General features: G+C 65.2%; 19 protein-coding genes. 6 read left to right on the top strand and 13 right to left on the bottom strand.

Annotated elements, in window-relative coordinates; translation table 11 throughout:
* Nucleotides 1–15: 15 nt before the first annotated feature.
* Entirely contained in the window at nt 16–2,151 is a 2,136-nt protein-coding gene (locus H6718_04475; protein ID MCB9584625.1) for a hypothetical protein, read from the bottom strand.
* 315 nt (nt 2,152–2,466) lie between these two features.
* On the opposite strand from H6718_04475, the gene H6718_04470 reads away from it, so the two are divergent.
* Nucleotides 2,467–3,666: a hypothetical protein gene (locus H6718_04470; GenBank protein ID MCB9584624.1), complete on the top strand. Its 1,200-nt coding sequence runs from the start codon at nt 2,467–2,469 to the stop codon at nt 3,664–3,666.
* A 1-nt stretch (nt 3,667) separates the two neighbouring features.
* On the opposite strand, the gene H6718_04465 is transcribed toward H6718_04470, so the two are convergent.
* Nucleotides 3,668–5,410 (bottom strand): hypothetical protein, encoded by a 1,743-nt coding sequence (locus H6718_04465; GenBank protein MCB9584623.1) that lies wholly within the window; start codon nt 5,408–5,410, stop codon nt 3,668–3,670.
* Nucleotides 5,411–5,820: 410 nt separating this feature from the next.
* On the opposite strand from H6718_04465, the gene amt reads away from it, so the two are divergent.
* On the top strand, nt 5,821–7,173 hold the full coding sequence (gene amt / locus H6718_04460; GenBank protein ID MCB9584622.1) for an ammonium transporter: 1,353 nt from the start codon (nt 5,821–5,823) through the stop codon (nt 7,171–7,173).
* 97 nt (nt 7,174–7,270) lie between these two features.
* Nucleotides 7,271–7,780, top strand: coding sequence for a GNAT family N-acetyltransferase (locus H6718_04455; GenBank protein MCB9584621.1), 510 nt, complete (start codon nt 7,271–7,273; stop codon nt 7,778–7,780).
* Nucleotide 7,781: 1 nt separating this feature from the next.
* Here the strand turns inward: H6718_04455 and H6718_04450 are convergent, their stop codons facing one another.
* Together H6718_04450 and H6718_04445 are read right to left on the bottom strand one after the other, a co-directional pair.
* Nucleotides 7,782–8,249 carry a methylated-DNA--[protein]-cysteine S-methyltransferase gene (locus H6718_04450; GenBank protein ID MCB9584620.1) on the bottom strand — a complete coding sequence of 156 codons (468 nt, stop codon included), beginning with the start codon at nt 8,247–8,249 and terminating at the stop codon, nt 7,782–7,784.
* 13 nt (nt 8,250–8,262) lie between these two features.
* Entirely contained in the window at nt 8,263–9,789 is a 1,527-nt protein-coding gene (locus H6718_04445; GenBank protein ID MCB9584619.1) for a DNA-3-methyladenine glycosylase 2 family protein, read from the bottom strand.
* A gap of 57 nt (nt 9,790–9,846) precedes the next feature.
* On the opposite strand from H6718_04445, the gene H6718_04440 reads away from it, so the two are divergent.
* A complete protein-coding gene (locus tag H6718_04440) occupies nt 9,847–11,514 on the top strand; it encodes a thioredoxin domain-containing protein (GenBank protein ID MCB9584618.1) in 1,668 nt (555 codons plus the stop codon).
* 6 nt (nt 11,515–11,520) lie between these two features.
* On the opposite strand, the gene H6718_04435 is transcribed toward H6718_04440, so the two are convergent.
* Together H6718_04435 and H6718_04430 are read right to left on the bottom strand one after the other, a co-directional pair.
* Nucleotides 11,521–12,147, bottom strand: coding sequence for a sterol desaturase family protein (locus tag H6718_04435; GenBank protein ID MCB9584617.1), 627 nt, complete (start codon nt 12,145–12,147; stop codon nt 11,521–11,523).
* A 46-nt stretch (nt 12,148–12,193) separates the two neighbouring features.
* On the bottom strand, nt 12,194–12,922 hold the full coding sequence (locus H6718_04430; GenBank protein ID MCB9584616.1) for a helix-turn-helix transcriptional regulator: 729 nt from the start codon (nt 12,920–12,922) through the stop codon (nt 12,194–12,196).
* A gap of 140 nt (nt 12,923–13,062) precedes the next feature.
* On the opposite strand from H6718_04430, the gene H6718_04425 reads away from it, so the two are divergent.
* Nucleotides 13,063–13,971, top strand: a complete 909-nt coding sequence (locus tag H6718_04425; protein MCB9584615.1) for a radical SAM protein — start codon at nt 13,063–13,065, stop codon at nt 13,969–13,971.
* A gap of 59 nt (nt 13,972–14,030) precedes the next feature.
* On the opposite strand, the gene H6718_04420 is transcribed toward H6718_04425, so the two are convergent.
* The 3 genes from H6718_04420 to H6718_04410 all read right to left on the bottom strand — a co-directional run bounded on the left by H6718_04420 (nt 14,031) and on the right by H6718_04410 (nt 16,798).
* Nucleotides 14,031–14,669 carry a class II aldolase/adducin family protein gene (locus tag H6718_04420; protein MCB9584614.1) on the bottom strand — a complete coding sequence of 213 codons (639 nt, stop codon included), beginning with the start codon at nt 14,667–14,669 and terminating at the stop codon, nt 14,031–14,033.
* Between the two features lie 112 nt (nt 14,670–14,781).
* Entirely contained in the window at nt 14,782–15,849 is a 1,068-nt protein-coding gene (gene ruvB, locus H6718_04415; GenBank protein MCB9584613.1) for a Holliday junction branch migration DNA helicase RuvB, read from the bottom strand.
* 19 nt (nt 15,850–15,868) lie between these two features.
* Nucleotides 15,869–16,798, bottom strand: a complete 930-nt coding sequence (locus tag H6718_04410; GenBank protein MCB9584612.1) for a hypothetical protein — start codon at nt 16,796–16,798, stop codon at nt 15,869–15,871.
* A 271-nt stretch (nt 16,799–17,069) separates the two neighbouring features.
* Between H6718_04410 and H6718_04405 the strand changes: the two genes are divergently transcribed.
* Complete coding sequence (locus H6718_04405; GenBank protein MCB9584611.1) at nt 17,070–18,596, top strand: L,D-transpeptidase; 1,527 nt, start codon at nt 17,070–17,072, stop codon at nt 18,594–18,596.
* 9 nt (nt 18,597–18,605) lie between these two features.
* On the opposite strand, the gene H6718_04400 is transcribed toward H6718_04405, so the two are convergent.
* The 4 genes from H6718_04400 to H6718_04385 all read right to left on the bottom strand — a co-directional run bounded on the left by H6718_04400 (nt 18,606) and on the right by H6718_04385 (nt 23,923).
* Nucleotides 18,606–19,058 carry a hypothetical protein gene (locus tag H6718_04400; protein ID MCB9584610.1) on the bottom strand — a complete coding sequence of 151 codons (453 nt, stop codon included), beginning with the start codon at nt 19,056–19,058 and terminating at the stop codon, nt 18,606–18,608.
* A gap of 166 nt (nt 19,059–19,224) precedes the next feature.
* On the bottom strand, nt 19,225–20,727 hold the full coding sequence (locus H6718_04395) for a hypothetical protein (protein ID MCB9584609.1): 1,503 nt from the start codon (nt 20,725–20,727) through the stop codon (nt 19,225–19,227).
* Complete coding sequence (locus H6718_04390) at nt 20,727–22,169, bottom strand: hypothetical protein (GenBank protein MCB9584608.1); 1,443 nt, start codon at nt 22,167–22,169, stop codon at nt 20,727–20,729. The genes H6718_04395 and H6718_04390 overlap by 1 nt, the downstream gene beginning before the upstream one ends.
* Nucleotides 22,166–23,923, bottom strand: a complete 1,758-nt coding sequence (locus H6718_04385; GenBank protein ID MCB9584607.1) for a hypothetical protein — start codon at nt 23,921–23,923, stop codon at nt 22,166–22,168. Before H6718_04385 ends, H6718_04390 begins: the two co-directional genes overlap by 4 nt.
* Between the last annotated feature and the right edge of the window lie 56 nt (nt 23,924–23,979).

Raw genomic sequence — 23,979 nt, 5'->3', positions numbered from 1 at the left:
CTTCGTTCGCCTAGGTCAGTCCAGAGTCTCGAAATTGGCCATCGATTGGCTCATCAGATTCATGCTGCGAGTTGGCGAACTGAAGCTGAACAGGTTCACCTTCAGGCGCTTGCGCCAGCGACGAATCCCTACGGAACCAACGATGGCCACGTCGCCCTCGATCAGCTTGATCTCCATGTCCCAGCTCGCGTCGCCTCGCACCAGGAACTGACCACCGTCGGTAACACCGAAGCCGAGCCCAGCGGTGAGTGGGAAGCTCGTGTTGACGAACTTCAAGTCGGCTTCCACGCCGGCTTTGACGAGGCGCAGGTTGATCCCGCCGAACAGCTTTCCAGTCAGCGCGAAGTGAGGCGTCGCGGTACGGGACATGCTCCCGCACACCGGAACCGAATCCTCTGTATTGAGCAGCTCTCCACAAGCCTCTTCGCCAGTGAGGCCTTGCAGTGTGTCTTCGAGGTCGAGTCCAATTTCGCCACCAGCGCTGATTTGAAAGCCAACTTTCACTGGCCCGAAGCCGAAGCCGAGACCGCCGATGTTGGTGGACTTGGCCGCGCTGAAGTCATCCGTCAGAACGATCGTCGGCTCGGAGGAGTGCGAGTCGCTGTAGAGGTTCTGTCCGAAGGCGTCGACGCTGACATCGTAGAAGTTCTTCGTGGGGTCGACGTCGAGCTTTGCGTTGGCTTCTGCGTGGGCGATCACCAGCTCGAAGCTCTTTCCGAGCTTGCCCTTGAGCACGACGCTGCCTTCGTTGTTGCTCGATGCTCCCGTGCGGTCGAGCTTGCTGTCGGTCGACATCGACGCTTCGATCCCGATGCGGTCGCTGCCGAGCTTCTGCCCGAAGCCCTTGGCGAAGGTGATCGCGCTCGCGGCGGACGCCGGCGAGGTTTCCCGCACCAGCTGAATCGGGATGTCCTTGCAGTCCGCGAGCCCTGCGTCGCCTTGGTTTCCCTGTTGCGGGAAGTCGCCATCGAAGCAACCGGTGACGACGAAGTCCGTTTCGTTCTCCCAAACCCCACCAGCGGATACCGCCGCGAGGGTTTCGCCTTCGATGAACAGCTCGTGGACCACCGTGCGTGCGGTCCCCGGAACGACCTTCTTTACGCTGACTTCAGCCACCCGAGTGCCTGCGCCGGTGCTCTCAGGATCATTGACGGTGAGCGGTAGCGTGGTGTTTTCGTCAGCGGCGGTACGCAAGGTGTAGTGCACCGTCGCGCTGCCCGGCAGTTGCCCGAGGGCCGCGAGCGCCGCTTCGCTCAAGCCGAACTTCAGATCTTCTTGAATGCCGGGCTCCGCCGCGATCAGATCCGCAGGGATCACCTCGCCCTCGGTGAGTGGTGAGATGTACGGGTCGCGTCCGTTCACTACGAAGCTCGACTCCACCACCAGGCTGGGTTCCAGATCGGGCGGTCCATTGGGACCGATGTTTTCCGTCTGGGTGAAGGGAACCAGCGCGACCGACGACTTGCTGGACAGCAGGTAGCGCACGTCGATCAAGGCGCCGTTCGCGTCCGTCGGGGTGGGTTGAAGGTCCAGCTGGTACACGCAGCCGCGGCCGGGGTCCGCCGCATCGCTCTCCAGAGCCGAGCGGCACGCTTGATTCGCGTCCGCTTTGGCGTTCTCCGCGGAGAAGATCACGGTGGGCGCGTCCACGCCGTCGTAGATTTCTTCGCCGTCAGCGCCTGCGTCGAACATCACGCCGAGGTTCACCTGCGCGCCAGCCAGCTCTTCACAGTCGTTGCTGGGCCAAATGAAGCCGTCGACGAGCTGCTCCTTACCGTCTCCGGTTAGCTCGACGACCGCGGCGCTGGAACCGCAGCTACGCGGGTTCGCGGGGTCCGCCGGGTTCGCCTCGACGAACAGAAAGCTCACCGCCACGATCTGCGTTGCTGGCGACGCGGGGTCGACGCTGTCCGCGGTGACGCCGAAGCTCACTGGGATGCGGTTGTTGATGAAGACTGGCTGCGAGAGGTCGTATTTTACGCCGAGATGGCTCAGGTGGACGTTGCGGAGCTCGGAGGTCGTTTGACCACACGCATCTCCGCTGCACGGGCTCTTGTCCTCCGTTGCGTCACTGGAGCAACCTACCAGGACGGACAGGAGTGGAACGGACAGCCAGGATACGAGGGATCGAGAGAAGGGAAAGTGACTCACGCGGACTCCTTTTTGGGGGGAGGGTTCATGCCTTTCAAGCCAACCCATCTTTGGGCTCGACCTCGAAATCGGCGAGTAAATCGGGGTAAAACGCCCGCGGTCAGTCGCCGCTGGCGACGGGGGACGCCGTCCAACCGCGCCGCGTCAGCGCAAAGATCCGCGACCACGCAAGACCGCGCCGCGTCGCCAGCTCCGAATCGGGTCTGGTTATCTAATTGCCATGGGGATATTAAACGGCCCCCGTGGGCGGTGGGGTGAGTGACCGTTCTGCCGTCCGTGTGGGTAGATCTCGTGCTCGTTCCCGTACAAGGCCCCATGAGTTCTCCTCGCACGGCCCAGGGATCCGCGCGCACAGCTGCTTGTTTGGCCGCTCTGCTGGCGCTTTCTGCATGCGGACCTCGCTTTGATGTGAGCAGTGACGTCCGCGACTCGAAGGTGAGCGTGTTCGTGAAACGCGCGAAGGCAGGAGACCAAGTCAGCGTTCAAGGCATCGAAGGAGCGACAGCGACGGTCAGCGCCTCTGGCTACGCGACGATCGAGATCCCCGCCGACAAGGTTGGCCAGGGGAAGCACGAGCTGAGCGTCGAGCTCATCCGCGGCGACAAGCACAAGACCAAGAAGCTGAGCGTCGACGTCCCAGCTTCCGCGGTGGCGCCGTTCCTACGCATCATGGGCTGCACGATCGACATGGAGCACGGCTCCGCCAAGCTCACGAGCAAAGCGAACTTCGCGGGTGCGGAGAAGCGCTGCAGCGTCACGTCTGCAGGCGCTCTCGAGCTGAGGCTCGAGGCCAACTCCGACGCGGAAGTGACCTTGGGTGGTGCGACGGCGACGATCGGCGCCGACGGCAAGGGGACGGGCTCCGTCCCGCTCACCAGCGTGCTCGAGAAGCTCAGCTTGCGCGGCGTCGGAGACTCCAGCGTCTCCGGCGAGTTCCCGCTCAAGCTGCAAGCGACGAGCGCGCGGGGGGGCGGTAGCGTCGACTTCCCGCTGGAGGTCGAGCTGAAGTTGGAGGCCATCCGCAAGTCGCTGTTCCAGGCGGTGCTCGAGCTGGACGCCGGCAAGGCCGCGAGCTGGCCTCGCTCAGCACACGACGGCAAGCCGCGCGGCGTGGTCTTCGCCGCAAAGGCTCATCCTGTGAAGGTCGACGGAAAGGAGCAGACAGTCCGCGCGTCCTCCTTCTCTCGAGTTCTCGTCGCAGGTGAAGATCACAAGGCCAATGAGCTCGATTGGTTCGCCGTAGCGACCCCAAGCGACGTCACGAAACGAGGTGCGTGCACCGGGTACAGGACGATCTCCGGAGTGGGCGGCGTGCGCAACACCGGGTTCGTGATGGGCTTCGACGTCAAGGTCTACGACCACAGCGGGAAAGAGGTCGCTTCCAAGAGCTTCGAGAAGCCAAAGAAGACGCGCTGTCCTCAGTACCTATCCGGTTCCGCGGGGAAGACCACCATCTTGGTATGGGCGCCTGACAAGCAGGACGTTCAGAAGTGGCTTGATTCCCTGGTCAAGTAACTCAGCGCAACAGATCGATGCGATCGGCCCAAGCCTCGAAGGCGAGGGGCTTCGAGGCGTCCTCTACAGGCATCGAGCCGCGTAGCACGACGCCCGTTTCCGGGGGGAGACTCTTGTCGACGCCGTATACACGCTCGGTGTCAATGAGCGGTGGCGGCGCCACGGGGTTCTCCGGGTGGACGCTGGCGCTCAGGGCGCGGAGCTTCACGCCGACATTTTCCTTCAGCTCCCTGGAGGCGTTGTACACGCACGCTTGCACCTCACGGGGTGAGCCGCCGCCTACCACCTGGAGCTGACACACGCGCAGCTCCGAGGTCGCCTTCAACAGGCGATCCAAGTACGGCGCTTCGTCTTCGCGTAGCGCCTCTCGGAGGTCGCTGGCGGCCTTGTGAGCGCGGGAGTCGCCGAGGTACGCGAGGAGCATCGCGCCGTGCAGGCGCACGGGGCGGTTGTTGGCCTTCAGGAGCTCGGCGACGGCGTTTGCTGGCGCCGCGCCTTCACCATTCGGGGAGACACTGCCCTCGACGGGATTCAAGAGCTCGAACACCGTGCCTTCGGCTTCGATCGCCCACTTGATCGCCTCTCCAGGGCCGAGGGGCCCTTGGTAGTAGACCGCGCGGTGGTCGCCGAGGCTCTTTTTTCCGTCGCTGCTGAGCTTGTAGAACTGCAGATTGAGGCTCAGCTCCTTCAGCTCTTCGTCGGAGTTGTTGATTGCAGCGACGTCGAGCTGGGTGAGGTCGCGATTGCCCCGCGTTACCGTGCGGCGATTGAACGCGATCAGGCTGAGCTTCGGGATGGCCTCGCTCCACAGCAGTGAGTCGCTGCGTGCGCAGCTGCAGCTCGAGCCGCTGCGCAGGCTGCCAACGGCGGCTTGCTTGGCTTCCTCGGCGCTGGGCTCCGCTGGCTCTGGAGGCGGCGGAGCGGAAGCGGCGGGCTCCACCGGCACCGAGTCGTCGACGATCTGTGACTCCGCCAGCGTCTCCCTGGGTGGCGGCGTCGGCGCTGCGGCGACCGGAGGCAGCGCATTGGCGTTGCGCTCGCTCTTCAGCACGTAGCTTCCAGTGAGTACCGCGCCCAGGGCACAGGCGGAGAGCGTGATCACGATGCCTGCCGTGGTGCGCGGGATGAGCACACCAAAGCTTGGGATCAGCTCTGGCTTCGGCTTCGGTGCGGGCACGGTGTCTGTCTTTTGCAGCTTGGGGACGTAGCGCGACAGCTCACTGGCGAAGGCGTCCCGCAAGAACTCGGAGCTGGGGCTGCGATCGAAGAGACGGCTCGTGATGAAGCCGAGGAGGAGCACCACTCCCCCCCCCAAACAAGCGGCGAGTACCGTCGCACCTGCACTGACTCGGGGCGCGAGCTTGGGCAAGGTGAGGGCGCCAAGGATGGAGATCACCACGGCGCCCACCAGGCTCGCGATCCAGATCATGCGATCGCGCTTGAGCTTCTCCCGAGGGTGAACCGAGTTCCCTGCGGAAAAATCCGTGAGCACCAGGCGGTTCAGGGGTGTGAGCTCCGGGTCGATCGAAAGATAGACTTGATCGCCGTCGATGCGCGCATCGAGCAGCGCCATGTAGGGGACGGTGATCAACGTACCGTGAGTCAACGCACCCGGCGCGTAGCCTTCACCCCAGCTCGCGGTGCCCAGGTAGGTGAGCAGCAAGCCCTGGGGCGCGCACAAAAGCTCGACGGCGCCGATCGCGTTGCTGCGATCCGTGGCTCGGGCAATTGCACGCAGTTTCATGGGCGGGCGAGCCTACTCCGTGAGTCGTGCGTGGGCGAATCTAGCGGCCGCTGTGCCCACGTTCAGGCCGCGCGCGGAGCGCGCCGTTTTGCCTCGAACGCTTCGCTATGTTTCGCTCTTTTCGTCTTTTGTGACTGTTCCGAGCGCGCCTAACCCGCTGAAATAACGCAATTTTTGCATCGTGTCATGACCCGGAAACTCTAGGAAACGCGTACGAAACCCGCGCCTTTTACACCTGCAAGCAACCACCCCGCGCCGAGGGCGACCACCACCCAAAGCGCCGGCCGTGCTCCACCTCGAACCACCGGGGCCGCGAGTGCGAACTCACGCTGTCCGCGTCAGCCACGACTCGGACCTAGCCCGAGCCTTCCCCCAAAGCGTTTCCGTGATCGAGGGCTCAAGGAGTTTCTATGTCCAAAAAGCTGTTTGGGTTGCTTGCCCTGGGAGCCGCGCTGCTCGCTCCCAGCATCGCGTTGGCAGACGAAGCCGCGCCCGTCGTCTCCAAAGGGGAGTTCGTCGCGAACAACACCTGGATGATGGTGTGCACCGGCTTGGTGTTCATCATGCACCTCGGGTTCGCCACGCTGGAGACCGGCCTCACGCGGGCGAAGAACACGGTCAACATCCTGTTCAAGAACACGTTCATCGTGTGCATCGGCCTGCTGACTTACTACGTGATCGGCTTCGGCCTGATGTACCCGGGCACGTTCAACGGCTACATCGGCTTTGCGGGGTGGGGTTTGCACCCGACGCCTGAAGGCATGACGACGGCCTACGCCAGCGGCGGCTACACCTACTACACGGACTTCCTGTTCCAGGGCATGTTCGCCGCGACTTGCGCCACGATCGTCTCGGGCGCCGTTGCCGAGCGGATCAAGCTGAATAGCTTCATGGTCTTCGCCACGCTGTTCGTCGCCCTGGCGTACCCGATCGCGGGCGCCTGGCACTGGGGCGGCGGTTTCCTGAAGCAAGCTGGCTTCTACGACTTCGCCGGGTCGACGCTGGTGCACTCCGTCGGTGGTTGGGCAGCGCTCGTTGGGATCCTGTTCCTCGGGCCACGCCGTGGGAAGTACGGCAAGGACGGCAGCGTCACGCCGATCCCCGGCAGCAACATGCCCCTGGCGACCATCGGCGTCTTCCTGCTGTGGCTCGGCTGGTTCGGCTTCAACGGCGGCTCGGTCTTGAGCGCGAACCCCGAGGCGACGTCCCTGGTGCTCGTCACCACTTGCCTCGCGGCAGCGGCAGGTGGCGTCGGAGCGATCTTCGCCTACAACTTCGTCTCGCGAAAGCCAGACCTCTCGATGGCCCTCAACGGTATCCTCGCGGGCCTGGTGGGTGTCACTGCCGGCGCGGACGTCGTGACGCCAATCGAAGCCATCATCATCGGCGCCATCTCCGGCGGACTGGTGGTTGGAGCGGTGATCTTCTTCGACAAGATCAAGATCGATGACCCGGTCGGCGCGACCAGCGTGCACCTCGTGTGCGGCGTCTGGGGCACCCTTGCCGCGGGGATCTTCGGTGAGGGCAAGAGCGTCGTCGCACAGCTCTACGGTATCGGTGTGTACGCCGGCTTCACCCTGGTCGTGAGCGCGCTCCTGTTCGGCCTCTTGAAGGTCACGATGGGCTTGCGCGTCAGCGAGGAAGAAGAGCTCGAGGGCCTCGACGCTGGCGAGCACGACATGCACGCCTACGACATGGGCACGGGCATCAGCGCACGTCACCACGCGCCGGTGCACGAGGCCGAGCCCATGCCGGCAGAGTGAGAAGCCGACCCAAGCCGGCAGTGAGCTTCTAACTGGAGCTCAGCGAAAACGGCGCCCCACGGGCGCCGTTTTGGCGCTTGTCGGCTAGAGTCTCTGCATGCACACGGAGCCCATCGCTCGACACCCTGAGGGCCATGGGCTCGCGCGAGTGATCGGTGAGCGCAGCGGGTTGCTACCGCTCTTGCGCTTGGCGGACGACTCCGAGCCTGCCATCGCCGCCTATCACTCTCTCGGGCAAGCCTTCGTGCTGCTCAAGGAAGAGCAGCCGCTCGGAGTCACCTTGTGCACTCCCATCGAGGAGGCTTGGGCTTCGGCTAGTGCGCTCGAGATCAAGAACATCGCCGTCGTGCCGGAGCTGCGCGCTCGAGGCTTGGGCGGCTGGATGCTCAACCAAGTGCTGGAGGCGTTGGCGATTCAGCAGGTGCGACAGGTGTACTTGGCCACCGCGACAGCAGGGACCCGCCAGCTGCGCTTCTACCAGCGCCTGGGCTTTCGCTTCCTGCGCATCGAGCGGGATTGGTTCTGTGCGGAAAGAGGCTACGCCGACGGGTTGCTGGAGGAAGGCATCCCGTTGCGCGATCGGATCTGGCTCGACCGCGTGCTCTGAGTCAGGAAGCCGATTCGTGGTCCAAGAGCCAGCGCTTCGTGTCGAGGCCACCTGCAAAGCCGGTCAGCGCCCCCGAGGCGCCGATCACGCGGTGGCAGGCCAAGATGATCGGGATGGGGTTCTTGCCGTTCGCTGCTCCCACTGCTCGCGAGGCCGTGGGTTTGCCCAAGGTCTTCGCGACGTCTCCATAGCTTCGGGTTTCTCCGAACGGGATCTGGCCGAGCTCGTGCCATACGCGACATTGAAACTCGGTTCCTCGGGGATCGAGCTCGAGCTCGAACTTCTGGCGCCTGCCAGCGAAGTACTCGCTCAGCTGCTTCTGGGCCCGCTTCGCCGCTCGGCTTGGCCCGAGGGTATCCGTCCCTTGTGGCTCGTTCGCCCACAGGATGCGAGTCAGCGCGCCCGACTCGAGCACGATTTGCAGGCGTCCCACGGGCGTGTCGAGTGACACGCGTTCTTCCGTCTTCATTTTCATACCTTTCTCAAGGGGGTGGGGGTGAGGAGCTCTGCCAGAGCAGGAGCGTGGCGTAGGCACGCCAGGGACTCCACGCTTCGGCGTGCGCTTCCAGGGCTCGGTTGCTGACCGGCGCCGCTTTCGAACCCAGCGCCTGGCGCAGGACCAAGTCTCCGTGGGGCAACGCATCTGGGTCGTGTAGCGCGCGCATGGCGATGTATCCGGCGGTCCAGGGACCCACGCCGGGCAGCGCGACGAGCGCGGCCTCGACTGCTTCGGGATCCGCACCTGGGGTCAGCCTCAGCTCGCCGCGCGCCACCGCGCCGGCAAGCGCACGAATCGACTCGGCGCGCCGCCCGGGGAGTCCGACCTTTGCGATCGCATCTGCGCCCGCGTCGCTCAAAGCTTTTGCCGTGGGGAATAGTCGCGACAGCGTACTTGGCCCTCCCAGGCGGGTGTCTTCCGGCAGCGTTTCTCCGAAGCGTTCCACCAGGCGACCCGCGAGCGTTGTTGCGGCCTTGACCGTTACTTGCTGCCCAAGCAGCGCCCTCACCGCGACCTCGAAGCCGTCGAATGCGCCTGGCACGCGTAGTCCTGGGTTCTGTTTGGCGGCGCGCCCGAGCAACGGGTCGGCGCCAAGGCTCTTCGACATCGCTTCGGGGTGCGCGTCGAGGTCGAACAGCTGGCGCGTCGCGCTCAGCACCTGCATCAAGCAGGGGACCAACGTGTGCGAGAGGCTCAGCCGCAGGGCTTCGCGCCTCCCATCGGCGCGCACCTCAAGCCATCCCGTGTGTCCGTCGATGCGGGCCAGCCGAGCGTAGGAGACATCATCCACCTGCTCGACTCCAGGGATGGCGCGCTGCCTGAGGAAGGCGAGCAGCTCAGAAAACGCGAGCGGCGGGCGGTAGTCGAGGCGCAGCGTGAGTTGTGCTCCCGGATTCTCCACGTCGAGCCCCTTGCGTAGCTCCGACGGCGAGCGACCCATGCGCGCCTTGAACAGCGCGTTGAAGCGACGCACGCTGCCGAAGCCGCTCGCGTGACAGATCTGGCTGAGCGGCAGCTGGGTATCGTGGAGTAGCTGCTTCGCGAGGCCGAGTCGCGCCGTTTGCGCGAGCTCCACCGGGGAGATCCCGAAGCGCTCCTGCACGGCGCGTCGCAGGTGCCGTTCGCTCACCCCCAACTCCTGGGCTAGCTCCACCGCGTTGCCATCGTTGAGCGCTCCCGCGCGGATACGCTGGTAGGCGCGATCCGCGAGCACACGCTTGCGATCCGTCGGAGCCGACCCGGGGGAGAGCTCTGGGCGGCAGCGAAAGCACGCGCGGTAACCAGCGCGTTCCGCCTCGGCGGCGGTGTCATAGAACGTGCAGTTCTTCCGCACCGGCAGGCGCGCCGGACAGATGGGGCGGCAGTAGATCCCCGTGCTGCTGACCGCCACGAAGAACACCCCATCGAAGCGATGGTCCCTAGCGCCCAGGGCCCGATAGCGTTGGTCGTCGTTGGTCACGTCAATAGTGGTACACCCGGGGCCGGACCCAAACTGGCCATTTTCGGACATCACTAGAACTTCGCAGCCGATCCGATCCGGCGGCCCTGCTGAGGCGTAACTCGCTGCATGGCCGCGAGTACACGGCGTTGGGCTCCCCGGCGGCACGGCGCGCTGAGCGCGCTGGTTTTACTGGCACTTGCGGGATGCGCGAGCCGTGGCGAGCCCGCGGCAGCACCGCACCTGGTGCGTGAGGGCACGCCCGATAGGGTGAACATCGCGCTCGCGCGGGAGCGCGGCGGCGAACAAGCCTTCGCGTTCGCATCTTGGTCGAGCGCGACGTTCGAGCGGGCGCGCAAGGAGCGCCGCTTCATCCTGCTCCACGGGGCTGCAGTGTGGTGCCACTGGTGCCACGTGATGGAAGAGACGACGTATCGCGACCCGCGGGTTGGCAAGCTACTGCGGGATCGCTTCGTCGTGATCCGCGTGGATGTCGACTCGCGCCCCGACATCGAAGAGCGCTACTCCGAGTGGGGCTGGCCTGCCACGATTCTGCTGAGCCCCGACGCCGAGGAGCTTGGGAAGTACCGCGGCTACCTCGAGCCGGACGAGCTCCTGGAGATCCTGCAGCGTGCGAACAGCGCCACCCGCCCGGATGAGGAGTCACTGGAGCCTGGCGTCGCCTCCGCCACGCTGGACGCGATGCCTTGGGTCGCACAGCGTGCGCTCAGAGACTTCGACTCCTACTACGATGCTGAGCAGGGCGGCTGGGGCATGCGCCAGAAGGCGCCACTCGGAGAGAATGCGGAGTTCGAGGTGTTGCGCGGCGCGAGAGACAATGCCGCGCGGCAACGAGCGCTGTTCAGCCTCCGTCAGCAAGCGGCGCTGATCGACCCGGTGTGGGGCGGCATCTACCAGTACTCCGACGGCAGCACGTGGAAAGCACCCCACTACGAGAAATTGATGACGTTTCAAGCGGCGAACCTGGCGGCGTACGCCGAAGCCTACAGGTTGACCCGTGACCCACGCTTCTTGAAATGGGCTGCGGCGATCGCGCGCTACGTCGACCGCTTTCTGGCAGCACCGAACAGCGCCGGCTACTACGTCAGCCAAGACGCCGATGTCGGCGCGCATGATCGCGGGAGTCGCTTCGTCGACGGGAAGATCTACTACGCGAAGTCCGAGGCCGAGCGACTGAAGCTCGGTGTACCTCGCGTCGACACCCACGTGTACGCCGAAGAGAGCGGCCTCTGGCTTAGTGCCCTCGCGGCGCTAGGACAGGCTGGCGAGCGCTCTGCTCTGGAGCGAGCGTTGCCTACCGCGCGGAACCTCATGAAGAGCCACGTGCTGCCAGACGGCCGGGTGAAGCACGCGGCGAAGGGCAGCGGTCGCTATCACTTGGCGGACGCCGCGAGCCTCGGCTTTGCCTATGTGCGCTTGGCCGCGGCGCTGCGCGACACAGACGCCGCGGCAGCCAGTGAACTGAACAGCGCCGCGTTGCGCATCGCGACGGCGCTCGACGCGCTGTGGGACGAACAGCTCAACGCCTACTGGGCGGTCAGCCCCGACAAGGACGCGGCGGGCGTGTTCGCGAAGCGGCGGCATCCCTTCGGCGCGAACGTGCTCACCGCGCGGTTCTTGTTGCGGCTCGGCGCTGACGCAGAGCGGGACTGGGCCGCGCGGGGACGCGCGGTGCTGGCTGCGATCTCCACCCCAGCAGCGCTGGACGAGCAGGGCCGCTGGCTAGGTGGCTATCTGATGGCGCTCGACGAGGCCGGCTACTTGAAGCGTGACTGAGTGCGCTTAGGCGGGCGCGCTCGCCGTCTCGACAGGACTGTTCGGCTCGGGGCGCGCCTTGCCCACCAGCTCGTAGTCGTCAGCGAACTCTGGCTTCAGCTTGCCTTCGCTGTCGATCATCCAGTGTTGCACGATGCGAGAGGGCACGCGCACTTTGCCTGGCGGTTGATAGGTGTTGAACACCACGTCCCAGATGGGGGTGGTAACGCCGTGATTGATCTTTGCGTTGAAGTGATGGGACAGGTGATGGCGCCTCGTCCAGCGGCTGTACGGTCCACGCGGGGCGTGGGTATGGATGCGTCGGTGCACGACCTCGTAGCCCGCGTAGCAACTCGCGAAGCCGAGCGCGAAGGAGAGCCCGCGGCGCGGACCGACGAGCAAGCTCGCGCCAGCTCCGAGCGCTGGCACCAGCATCGCGGCAGCTTTGAGCTTGCGCGAGGTGGGTGCGAAGTACGTCGTGTCCGCGTGGTGCGTGCGGTGCTCGGGGCCGAAGTCCCCGCTCAGCAGTGAGCCTTTCCCCGAGGAAGTCTTCTTGGGCTGCTTCGCGTGGCCGAGCCAGCGGTGGAGGGCATACTCAGCGAAGGTCCAGCCGGCGGCGCCGGCAGCGAATGCGGTAGGCGAAAAGAACAACATATGATTTCCCTCGTGGCTTACAGCGCGTTCGTTGACGCGCGAACAATCAGGAGCTGGTCAGGTTGATTTGATCGAGCACTTGCTCGGCGCGCTCGAGCGCGGTTTGAGACGCGCCCCAGCCAACCAGCAGCGGACGGGCGAGCTGTGCGCCAAGTCGGCGATAGTCGAAGAGCTTGGCTTCGTAGCGCTGGAGCTTCTGCAGCTGCACCACGCCTTGCTGGGCGGACCAGAACACCAATGTACGGTCCAACGCGTTTCCGTCGGAAAGCGCTCCGAGCTGGGTGGCGCGCTCGAACAGCGCCCGCACGTCGCCCAAGAAGGCCAACAGCGGCACCGCGGACTTCGGTACGTCTTCCGGACGGATCAGCGAGCGCGGATCACCGAGCATCAACCACACGAAGCGGAAGCGATTCGGCAGCTGCTCAGGCAGCTCGAGGTAGAAGCGCGACGCGGCGCACAGCTCGGTGAGGACGCGCTCTTTGGGACGCAGCTCGACGCGCTCGAGGGCGGCGCTCAGGCGGGCGGCATGAGCGCCGAAGCGCTCGTGCAAGTCGGCGATGGCGCGGCGATGCAGCGCGGCCACCAGCGCGTCCTTGTTGGGGAAGTAGCGATAGAGCGTGCCGGTGACGACATCCAGCTCCCGGGCCACCGCGTGCAGGCTGAACGCCTCGATGCCTTGCTCGGCGATCAGCCGCTCGGCGATCTCGAGGATCTGCGCCTGCTTCGCCTCCCGCTTGCGCGACGCGCGACTCGTCGTTCCCGTTTCGTGAACCACGTTCAAAAAATGAATGCTATTCACGAAACGCGCAAGGGAAATTTTGCGACTGCCTCGGTCATTCTTTTGGTGTGGCTAAAAGTGCCTAAATTTCAGGGGGTTAGGTCTGGCGCCTCGGCGGTGCTAGCGTCCCCAGCGCAATGTCCGAGCGGCAGCTCAGTGTGGTGAACCATGACCGCGACGCGGCCGGGCTGACCTACGTCTATCCCGTGGTGTCTCGACGCGCCGGGGGCGTGTCCGTCGGGATCAACCTGAACCCGAACAACGCCTGCAACTGGCGCTGCGTGTACTGCCAGGTGCCGAATTTGACGCGCGGAAATGGTCCGCAGCTCGATCTCGAACAGCTAGAGGGCGAGCTGAACGGCCTCTTGGACGACATCCAGCACGGCGACTTCATGCAGCGCCGGGTGCCCGAGGGCGCGCGCGTACTCAAGGACATCGCCCTGAGTGGCAACGGCGAGCCCACCACGAGCCCGCAGTTTGCCGAAGTCATCGCGCTCCTCGAGCGCGTGCTGACGGAGCGCGGCTTGCGCGGTGAGCTGCCGTGCACGCTGATCACCAACGGCTCGATGGCGAACAAGCCTCACGTGCTTCAGGCGCTGGAGCGCTTCGCGACGTGCGGCGGCGTGGTGTGGTTCAAGCTCGATCGGGTGACCCGTGAAGGCATGCAGGCAGTCAACTCCGTGGCGGGGGAGGGGGCGCGCCAGGTGGAGCGACTCACTGCGGTGAGTGCGATTTGCCCGACGTGGATCCAGACGTGCGTGTTTGGGCAGCAGTCACTTGAAGCAGCGGGCGCGCCCGAGCTCGCTGCCACCAACGAGCGCGGTCCAAGCGACGCCGAGCTCAGCGCGCTACTGGATGTGTTCAGCGAGCTCGCGCAGCAAAAGCTGCGCCTCCCCCTAAAGCTGAATGGTGTGTTGCTGTATGGCCTGGCACGGCCTTCGGAGCAGCCCGAAGCCGCGCGGCTGATCGCGCTCTCGGCGGAACGGATGCAAGACATTGCCGCGCGGATTGAAGCGATGGGCCTGCCTGTGCAGTTGAGTGTCTAGGGGCTCGCGGCGCTGTGCCCTGCACCTCCCCCCCAAAGAAAACCCATGCGCTGTGTGATTCATGCGCCGTGCGACTTCATGCGTATTGAGCCTTCGGGGATGTCTTCGGGGCGGACGCCGCTGGCGAGCACGATTTCGCAAACGTGGTTGAGGCGCTCGATGTGTTCGTAGGCGCTCCACGGATCGCCGGCGACGGCGCACACACCGTGGTTGGCTTGCCCAACGATGTCGAAGTCGAGCTGGCCGTCCTTCAGGCCGAAGGCGACAGCGGTGGCGTCTCCGAGGTCGCGGGTGATGGCGGGGATCGCCGTGACGGAGGGGCCGACGCGGGTGTAGCGGAAGATTTCCGGGAACTCGGCGGCGACGTCGGGCAGCTTGAAGCCGCGATAGATCGCCGCAACGACGTGGGTTGGATGGGCGTGCACCACCGCGCGCACGCTGGTCGCGTCCTTCTGCAGTAGCCAGTGCATGTGAAGCTCACCCGATGGGTTCGCGCCTTCAGGCACCACGAGCTCTTGGTTCGCGCCGAAGGCGAGCTTCACCAGGTGTTCGGGATGCAGGATGGTTTTGCGCCAGCCGGAAGGCGTCACGTAGAGCATGCGCGAGTTCGTGCGGCGCAGGCTGCAGTTACCGTCCCGCGTCGTGATCCAACCGCGTTCGTAGAGCCGACGCATGACGTCGCCGATTGCTGTGAGCATGGGCGGCTAGCTAGCACCGATCGTGCCAGCCGTTTATGCACGGAAACGTGCCTGACTGGGGGTCGAGAGGTTTCAGGCGTTGCAGGCTGCGTTGCAGCTGAAACGTGGATGCCTAGAACAGCTTGCCCTGCTTGGCGCCTGCGGTGGTCTCGCCGAAGGGCACCCCGAGGTGGTCGTAGGCCTTTTTCGTGGCGATACGTCCCCGCGGGGTGCGACCGAGGAAGCCTTGTTGGAGCAAGTAGGGCTCGTAGACGTCCTCGATGGTGTCTCGCGGTTCAGCCATCGCTGCGGCGATGGTCTCCACGCCGACGGGGCCGCCGTCGTAGTGATCGATGATGATGGTGAGCAGGCGACGATCCATCTCGTCGAGGCCGCCGCGATCGATCTCCAGGCGCTCGCAGGTTTGCTTGACGATGGCTTGGTCGATGCTGCCGTCGCCTTCGACCTCGGCGAAGTCGCGCACCCGGCGGAGCAGGCGGTTCGCGACGCGAGGTGTGCCCCGCGAGCGACGTGCTAGCTCGAGGGCGCCGGCTTGATCACACGGGACGCCGAGCAGGCGCGCGGAGCGCAGCACGATCTGCTGCAGATCTGCGACGGGGTAGAAGTCGAGGCGTAGGGTGACACCAAAGCGCTCTTGCAGGGGCTTGGTGAGCAAGCCGGTACGCGTCGTGGCCCCGATCAGCGTGAAGGGTTTGACGTCCACTGCGATGCTCTCGGCGTAAGGACCGTCACCCGTCATGATATCTATGCGGAAATCTTCGATGGCGGGGTAGAGCGCCTCTTCCACTGGCGCGCTGAGGCGGTGGATTTCATCGATGAACAGCACATCGCCTCGCCCCAGGCGAGTGACGAGCCCGGTGAGCACGCCCTTGTGCTCGACGGCTGGCCCGCTGGTCGTGAACAGCTGCACGCCCATCTCGTTCGCGAGGATGTTTGCGAGGGTGGTCTTGCCGAGGCCAGGCGGCCCGCAGAGCAGGATGTGATCGAGAGGCTCGCCGCGCTGCTTGGCCGCCTTGACGTAGACGCGCAGGTTCTCCTTGTGGCGGCTCTGGCCGACGAAGTCGTCCAGGCTCTGGGGGCGGAACAGCCGATCGAAGCGATCGTCTTCGGGCATGCTCTCGCTTTCGATGAGGCGCTGCTCCTCGTCGCTGGGATCGGTCTTCTTGCGCTTTGCGGCCATCAGGCCCTTGATGTAGCGCTCACTGGCCGCAAACGAAATAGCCGCTGGGCAACAGCTGGCTTTGCACGCAATTCAGCTGCACCGGGCCATTCTGCGTGTTGAGCATCGGGCACTCGCTGTTTCCGTGTGCAGGATCGCAGATCGGGATCTCCGGGCCGTAGTTCTGGCAGGAGTCCGCGCAAGCGAGGTCCGTGTAGAAAGCCGTCTGGTTTACCTCGCGGCGGTACCCACAGCAGACCTGACCGGGGCAGTCCGCGTTCGTTTGGCACTCGATGCGCGTCTGCTGGCCCGTGTCCGAGGTGATGCAGCCATCGTTCTCCGGCGGACCGGAGACGCAAGCGCTCTTGGCGGATTGGCCGTCCGTCGCTTTTTGGAAGCAGCACGCGGTTGTGGGATTGCCGTCCAGGGTACAGGTCGCGGAGAGGCAGTCTACGGTGACTGGGCCGCCGCCGCTCCCTCCATTCCCCGCGGAACCGCCTGTCCCTGCCCCGGCGCTGCCACCAACGGAGGAACTCCCGCCCTGAGCGCCCGCGCCGCCTGTACTGCTGCCACCAACCGAGCTGCTGCCGCCGTCAGCGCCTGCGCCGGCCGTGCCACCGTTCGCACCTGAGCCGCCCGCACCGGTGCCGCCGTCTGCTCCGGCCCCACCCGCCGGGGAGCCAGCGCTACCGCCACTCGTACCTGAGCCGCCAGCGCCGCTGCCTCCGACGGAGTTGCTGCCCCCAACCGAGCTGCTGCCACCGACTGAGTCTGTTCCGCCCGAAGCAGTGGAGCCGCCGTTTTGATTGCCACCATTTCCGCCAGGATTCGACCCTGCGCTGCCCTCGTCGAATGTGATGTCCTTGGCGCTGCCGCAGCCCGCCACTAGCGCTAAGGCGAGTAGCGAGACGGCGAGTGCTGAAGGGTGATGGTGAGGCGCCGTTAGGCGAAAGAAGCGCGGGGAAGCCATGGCCCGCATGATTGCGGGTCAGGTTCTGGAGCGTCAACACTGAGGGTGCGCGTTGGGGCGCGGTTTTCTTACCGAGCGGTGGCTTCGCCGTGAGTCGTCTCAAAGCGTCCAACCAAGCGGTGGAAGAAAGCGGCGCGGCGCAATCCGTGAGCGCCGACGGGCGGGCGCTCGCGGTTCTGGCTGCCACTTGCAAGTAGCGTGATTTCACCAGGATGCGGAACCTGCACGCGGTGGGATTGGCGCGGCGTCGAGACGCGGGTACTGAGAGCAGATGATTCCGCTCTGCGCGCCTTCCAAACGGAGCCTTCGGCGTGGCTTGTACGCCGTGTTGGCCCTGGGGTGCTGGACCGCCGTTGCAGCGGCCGAGGAGCCCAAGGTGTCGCCGCTGGAGTCTCGCTTGCTCGCCCAGGGTCAGAGCGGTCTCGCGGCCACACACATCTACTCCAAGGGGTACGCGACCTTCGTCTACCCAAAGCCCTCCAAGAGCACGACCCAGATCGGATACATCCGGGTGGGGCACCACGTGCGGATCCGGGCGGGCAGCAAGCCTGAGGTCGGACCGGGGTGCGCCGGAGGGTTCTACGCAGTGGAACCGCGCGGATACGTGTGCCTCGATCGCAGCGCGACGCTCGACCCGACCGGGCGCTACACCAGCGCGATGAGTGGGCTAGTGCCGTCGACAGACGCCTCGCCCTATCACTTCGCGCTTTCCAACGGCACACCGATGTATCGGCGTCTCCCCACCCGAGATGAGTGGCTGAAGGAGGAGCGTTTCCTTGGGGCTCCGGGAACCCATGCGCCGTTGAGCTGGGGGAACAAAGGGCACGAGGTGCTGGCGCTGGACAGCTTGCCCGAGGTGGACGGAGAGCTCCCCTGGTTCTTTGCAAACGGTGGATCCGCTGGCAGCTCGAAACCAATGGGGCTCGTCCGCAGGCAAATCCCTCTAGGTTCGATGTTGGCCTATGTGCGGGTGTTCGAGCACGAGGGACGGCGTTGGCTGGTCAGCGCGGACGGCACCGTGGTGCCCGCAGACCGCACTCGCCCGTTCAAGGAGTCGAGCTTCGAAGGCGTGGAACTCGCAGGCAAAGTGCAGCTCCCGCTGGGTTGGTTTCGCGAAGGCCCCGCTCCCCAGTATCGGCTGGACGGCGACAAGCTGGTCAAGACCGACGGCGCGTGGCAGCGCCTGGACCACGTGGGTGTCGACCCCAGCGCCCAGCCGGTGTCTCAAGGTGGCGAGAACTTCTTGCCGACGCTGTCTACGGGTAAGCAGGGCAGGTTGTGGGTGAGGGAAGCCGACGTGGTCCGCGTCGACGCGCGTGAAAAGTTACCGTGGGGAATCACGGATCAGGACAAGTGGCTGTGGATGAGCATCTCCCGAGGCACCCTGGTTGCCTACGAGGGGGAGCGACCGGTCTTCTCGACGCTGGTGAGCCCAGGCGTTGGGGGCGTGCCCGTGAAGGGGCGAGATCCGGTCAAATACTCAACGACTCCCATGGGGATCTACCGCATCACCTACAAGCATCGAGCTGCGACGATGAGTCCGGAGCAGGGTGAAGATCGAAGCTTCTGGATTGCTGACGTACCCTACACTCAGTACTTCAACGCTCCCTTCGCGCTGCATGTCGCTTACTGGCACGACACGTTCGGTAAGGGCATGAGCGCCGGCTGTGTGAACCTGTCGCCCCGTGATGGGAAGCGCCTGTTCGGCTTTACAGAGCCCGCGGTGCCAGCGGACTGGAACGGCGCGGCGGCGGGGGGAGCGAACGGCAAGGGCACGTTCGTGGTGATTGAACGCTGACCTCAGGGCTTATAGCCGGCCGAAGACGACATCTGCCTGCTCGCCCTTCGGGTCCGCCCGTAGCGTCACCACGACCTCGAGCTGATCGCGTTCGGAGATGAAGCGAAGCGCTTGACCATCACCCTCACTCTGGCCCTGGCCAGAGTAGTCCTCGCTGGTGAACCCGCGGGTCTCGAGTTGCTCGCGATACCAGTTGAGGATGGAGTCTGTGTCCGTTCCCGCGAGGAAACGATAGTGTCCCGAGACGCCGTCTTTGTTCAGCTTGGTGTCCTGGACTGAAACACCGGGGTACACAGGCACCCACTGGGGCATGGAGTCGCTGCCCTGCGGATAGCGAGCCAAGACCACGATGGCGATCGTTGCAATGGTCAGCGTGAGCACACCACCCGCACCGACGCTCAAGAACCAACTCCAGAGCCTGGCGCGCCCCTTCGTTTCACGTCGGGGAAAGGCTTCACTCACGGGCGCGCGGGACGCTCGAGGCGAAGAGACGGGCATCGGAGTGGGGGAGGACACGCTAAGCGTTCGACGTTCTAGCCCGAACTCAGAACTCGAGTCGAGCTTTCGAGACTCTAGGTTGGCTCAGTTCCAACCTACCCGCCAGCAGCCGCCGCGTGACGTCGGGTGTTCAGTGGAGGATCCCAACCAAATGCGGGCTTGGGTGTAGGCGCACATGGAGCTCCGCGGCGCGTGGCATGGGAGTGCGCCGCGCCCGTACACGCACGACCAAGTAGTCGAGGCCGATCACTCTCGGGATTGCCAGCGCGGCACGTGGACCAGGCGGCAGGAGTGAGCGCGACAACAAGTGGCCGCGCGCGTCGTAGAGCCACACGTCATGAGGCGCAGGCTGGTTACCGAAGCGATAGGCGGCGAAATCCTGGAGGATCAAGCGATCCTGATCGATCCCCTCGAACTCGATCGGGGTGACCAGGGTGAGCGCCATCGCCACCAGGTCGAGCACCCGTTGCTTGAGTGTGGCGTTGATGCGCTGCTGCTCGGCCATCGGCTGGCCGCCGGCCTGAATCGCACGCACCAGGGATTCATCGCTGATGCTTGCGACGCGCTTCAGCGCCCAATACAGGTCATCCGGTCGCAATTCATCGAACGGTTCATAGGGTGTGCTCGCGATGAACTCTTCAACAGCTGGGGACGCGGCGAGCAGTCGAAGGTCGCTCGGTGGCTTGCTGTTGATGCCGCGGGAGCTGAGGCCGAGGGTGAACAGGTTCAAGAGTGGAGTTCCCGCAACCACGCCCGCCGCTGACTGGAACGGTTGGCCCTGGGTCAGGCGACCGGATCCGAGACCAGGACTGGAGCGCACGTAGAAGTGCTGCACGTAGCCGTCCCCAGGCGCGCCGACGTACACATCCCGTAGGCAGTGTGCGCTGATCCCGCTGATGTCCAGCCAGCTCGCGATTGGGAGTAGCGCGCGGAGCGTCCGTCGATGCTCGTGGGGCACGTAGTCGTTGGCGTCGTCTTCGCGCAGCCCGCGAGGCGGCGTCACGCCGATGTCTGTCCCGAGCGGCCACTGGGTTGCCATCATGACCCGTCGGTCCACGCCTGCGGGCAAGAGTTTGTTCTTCGGATCACCGCCAATGATTTCGTCGCGAGAGATCGCGATGCGGTGGGCCGGTGCCGTACGGTAACCAATTGCGCGAATCAACCGCGCGGTGATCGGTCCTGCCGCGGTGCGAGTATCTGGAGCGGCTGAGGGGTCGCCCTCGAGTTCGTAGATGATCCCGCGGCTGTCCTTGACGCGGATCGCGCCAGAGACGACATCCGGCTTGCCCCCAATGGGCTCTACGGGTGGCTCCGGCGGACCCTCCCCCCACCAGGCGTCCGAGAGCGCTTCGCCGTCGAGCGGTTCGAACCAGCTCGACTTCGGCACCTCGTCGACGGAGTTGACGTCTCCGGCGCGCGGGGGACGCTCAGGGTCGAGGGCGCGAACCAACGGGCGTCGGAGGTAGATGTCGGACCAGCGTACCGTCTCGAGCAGCTCTCGGTGCCTTGGGAGCGGGATCGGAGCGTCGTCCGCCACGCTGGTTGCGGGGGGGCGGTCAGCAAAACGCGTGGGCAGGTACAGCGAACAACCGCTGCTCAGCGCCAGCACACAGCAAAGCAGCGCAGCGCGCATCAATCGCGGTGCTGCCTATCTCCGAAGCCGCCCGCGACGCCGAAGCTGAGCGTCAGCTTGAAGCCTTCGGGGCTGAACACGGTGGTGACGGAGCCGAGGCTGCCGGAGCGCGTGAAGAAGTCGAGTCCGCTGCCTGCGGCGAAGCGCGGTGTTTGGTGCCTCAGACTCGGCAGGTCCGGCGCGACCACCGCGGCGTCTGCGAAGAGCCTTGCCGCGAGGTAACGCATTACGGTCCACCGATAGTCGAGGGAGGCGACGAGTGAGCTGAAATCTCGCCTGGAGTCGAAACCACGGAAGTCAGGCTGCCGCGTGAGCTCATTGAAGGGTATAGTAGCATTATCCAGCGGGCGCATCGTATCGAGCACCAGCCTCGGTGAGAGGATGTTCGAACGCTTGTAGACCTCGAAGAAGGTCGCTACGCGGCCTCCGGTGCGCAGGAAGCTGGTGTCCGTTGGCGGGATCCCCAGCGCGTGTCCGACATAAGTCTCGACCTGAATCCCAGGAAAGGCCCCGTTGCGACCCTTGCGTGTATCCAATCGCAGGCCGGCCTCATTGTAGGTGATGCGGCGCACACCGAGGCCGCCGGGGAGGCTGTCCAAATCGAAGACCCGCGACACGCGGCGCTCGCCCGCGTCTTCGGTGTCTTGCAGGTGGCGTAGCGTGATGGAAGACGAGAGCAAGAGCTCGAGGTCATCCAGGGGACGAACACCAAGGCTCGTGATGAAGCGCTCGCGGATCTCTTCGTACTGAGCTTCCCGTTCGGTGGAATCCGCGCGGAAAATATTTCGAGGGTCACTCGCTGGATCTTGCCCCACCCCGAGGTAGCCGCGGGAGCCGCGGACATCGTGCAAGAGCTCGATTCCGACCGCGATGGGGCGTGGCTCCGACAGCGTCGCTCGCAACCTGGACTCCGCGACCAGCTCTCGCCGTCCACCAAAGCCGAAGCGCACCGTGCTGCCGAAGTTGTCTGCCCGCGCGAGGAGCCGCACGCCGACGCTCAATGGGCCCGCGGTCTCGATGAACAAGGTCGGGAAGGCGCGGATCTCGCCTTTGGGCGGGTTGAGTGAGTCCTCGACGCGAGGGATCACTTGTTCGTCGTCGATCAGACCCGCAGCGTTGCCGGATGCGAAGAACAACAGCTCCACGGTCTGGCGCGGCAACCACAACAATCCACCGGCCAGCTCTCGAGACAGATCGCCCGCTTCGCGCCCACCACGCTCGATGCCTGAGACCTCGTCAGGACGCGTCTTGACCTCATCGGTCGGTTCCAGCGTCGACTCTTCGGGGGACTCGGCGTCGTCGCCCGCGTCTTTGGGGACTTCGCTATCGCTTGCCCCGCCCTCTCGCTCATCGCGCGTCTCAGCTTGCGCGGACCCCGTGAGGGCGAACCAGGTACCGAGGAGTACCCCGCTGACGACGAGCAGTGAGCGGGCGCGCTTCACAATCCGTGAACGTAGCCCAGCGTCGGTCCGAATGCGGTGAGTGAAGTCGGAAAATACTGCCGGGCGCCCAGCTCGCCGTAGATTGCCCCGGCGCGAGACAGCGGGATCTCGAGCCCTAGACCGGCGCCTGCGAACAAACTGCCGCCCTTCTGCCACACTCGGACGGCCTCGAGCCCCTTCGCTTGGCTGCGGACGGAGACACCGTCCACCCGGCCCGCGGAGTCCCCGAGGCCCGCGCTGATGGCGGCATAGGCGCGAACGCGAGCTTCGGCGAAGGGCTCGTTTCCGAAGTACACGGCGCCACGCAGCGCGAAATGTACGGGTAAGACGCTCTTGCCATCCGCGCGCTCTGGATGGCCGAGCAACGTGAGTCCGCCGCGCGCGCCGACGAGCCAGCGCTCGCCGAACACGCGATCGTAGCCGAGGCTCAAGCGCAGGCTCCCGACACCAACGGTAGAGAAGGAACCAGGAGCCTCGGGATCTCGCTCGAGCTCGGAGCCATCCGGGCGGAAACATGAGTAGCGACCATCGCTCACGTTGCTGGGAGCGCAGGCGGCGTCGGAAGAGATAGGAGCGAAGTCCAGGCCCGCCTCGAAACTCAGGCGGTTTCGCAGGATGCTGATACGCCGCGTGGGAGCGATCTTGGGTTGCGCGGCGGTGCAGCTGCCCTCGACGCAACGCGCTCCTTCGCCGGGGCAGTCGTCATCCAGCTCACAGGTCAGCGAGGAGCTTTCCTTCGCGCAGGCTTCAGGTGGTAGCTGACCGGGTAGGTGGGGTTGAGCGAAGTCGATTGCCGGCTTGAGCTTGATGCGCCGCGGCTCTGCGTCGCTCCCGGCGCTTCCGATCAGCGCGTCGCAGCTGTTGATCACCTTGATTTGGTAGCTCAGCTCGCCCGCGCTGAGCGATGCCTCGCAGGGCAGGTAGCCGCCGTAGCCACCTTGCATTGGCTTCAGCTCGATGCTCTGAGGCGTGTCCGCACCTGGTGCGGAGAACTCGACCACCACGCGCTTGACGCTCATGGTGTCGCTGGGCAGCTTCGGTACCTTGAGGAAAAGCGGAACCTGGAAGCCTTGAGCTTGCTCGACCCAGCCGGCGTCTTGCAGCGAGAGCGGCTCGTCGACATCGCAACGTAGGCGCCGATCTTCCTCTTCGACGGCGCGGATCTCCGCGGCGTTGCGTTCCTTCTCCAGGCGTTCTTCCTCGGCGCGGCGTTCGGCCTCTTCCAGCTTCTGGCGTTTGAGCTCAGCCAGGCGCTGCTTGTGCGCGGCGATGCGCTGCTTCTGTGCCTCTTCGACGCGCTTCTGTTGAGCGAGCGCATCGGCCTCCTTTCGCTTCTTCGCTTCCTCCGCGGCTCGCTCCTCGGCGAGCACGGTCTCTGACGCGGCATCGAAGGCTTTCTGTACGGAATCATCCAGGAAGCGCTCGTCCGGCTTCGCCTCCTTGTCGAGCAGCAGCATTTGCTCGAAGCACGCGCTCGCCGCGTCCGAGTCTTCCAGGCCGCTGGCGTACACCACGCCCAGGTACTTCCAGATGGCGACCAGGGTCGGCTTTCCGCAGTCGCCGCTGCGACACACGGCGCCTGCGGTTTTCAGGCGTCCCTCCGCCTTCAGGAAGCGATTCTTCTGAAAGTCCTTCATCGCCGCTTGGATGTGACGCTTCGCTTCTTCGTCTGAACTGGCGGCGGACGCGGGGCGCGCGACGCTCCACAGGGTGAACAGTAGGCAGAGCCACAGGCGGGGGAGGAGACGGGGCATGGCGCGCGCATCGTGCCAAAAAAAAGCGGGGTGCGTCAGCGCTCGGGTTTCTCGAA

Source organism: Polyangiaceae bacterium, assembly GCA_020633205.1.
Lineage (GTDB): Bacteria > Myxococcota_A > Polyangia > Polyangiales > Polyangiaceae > JAHBVY01.
This window is presented reverse-complemented; position numbering and strand designations above follow the sequence as displayed.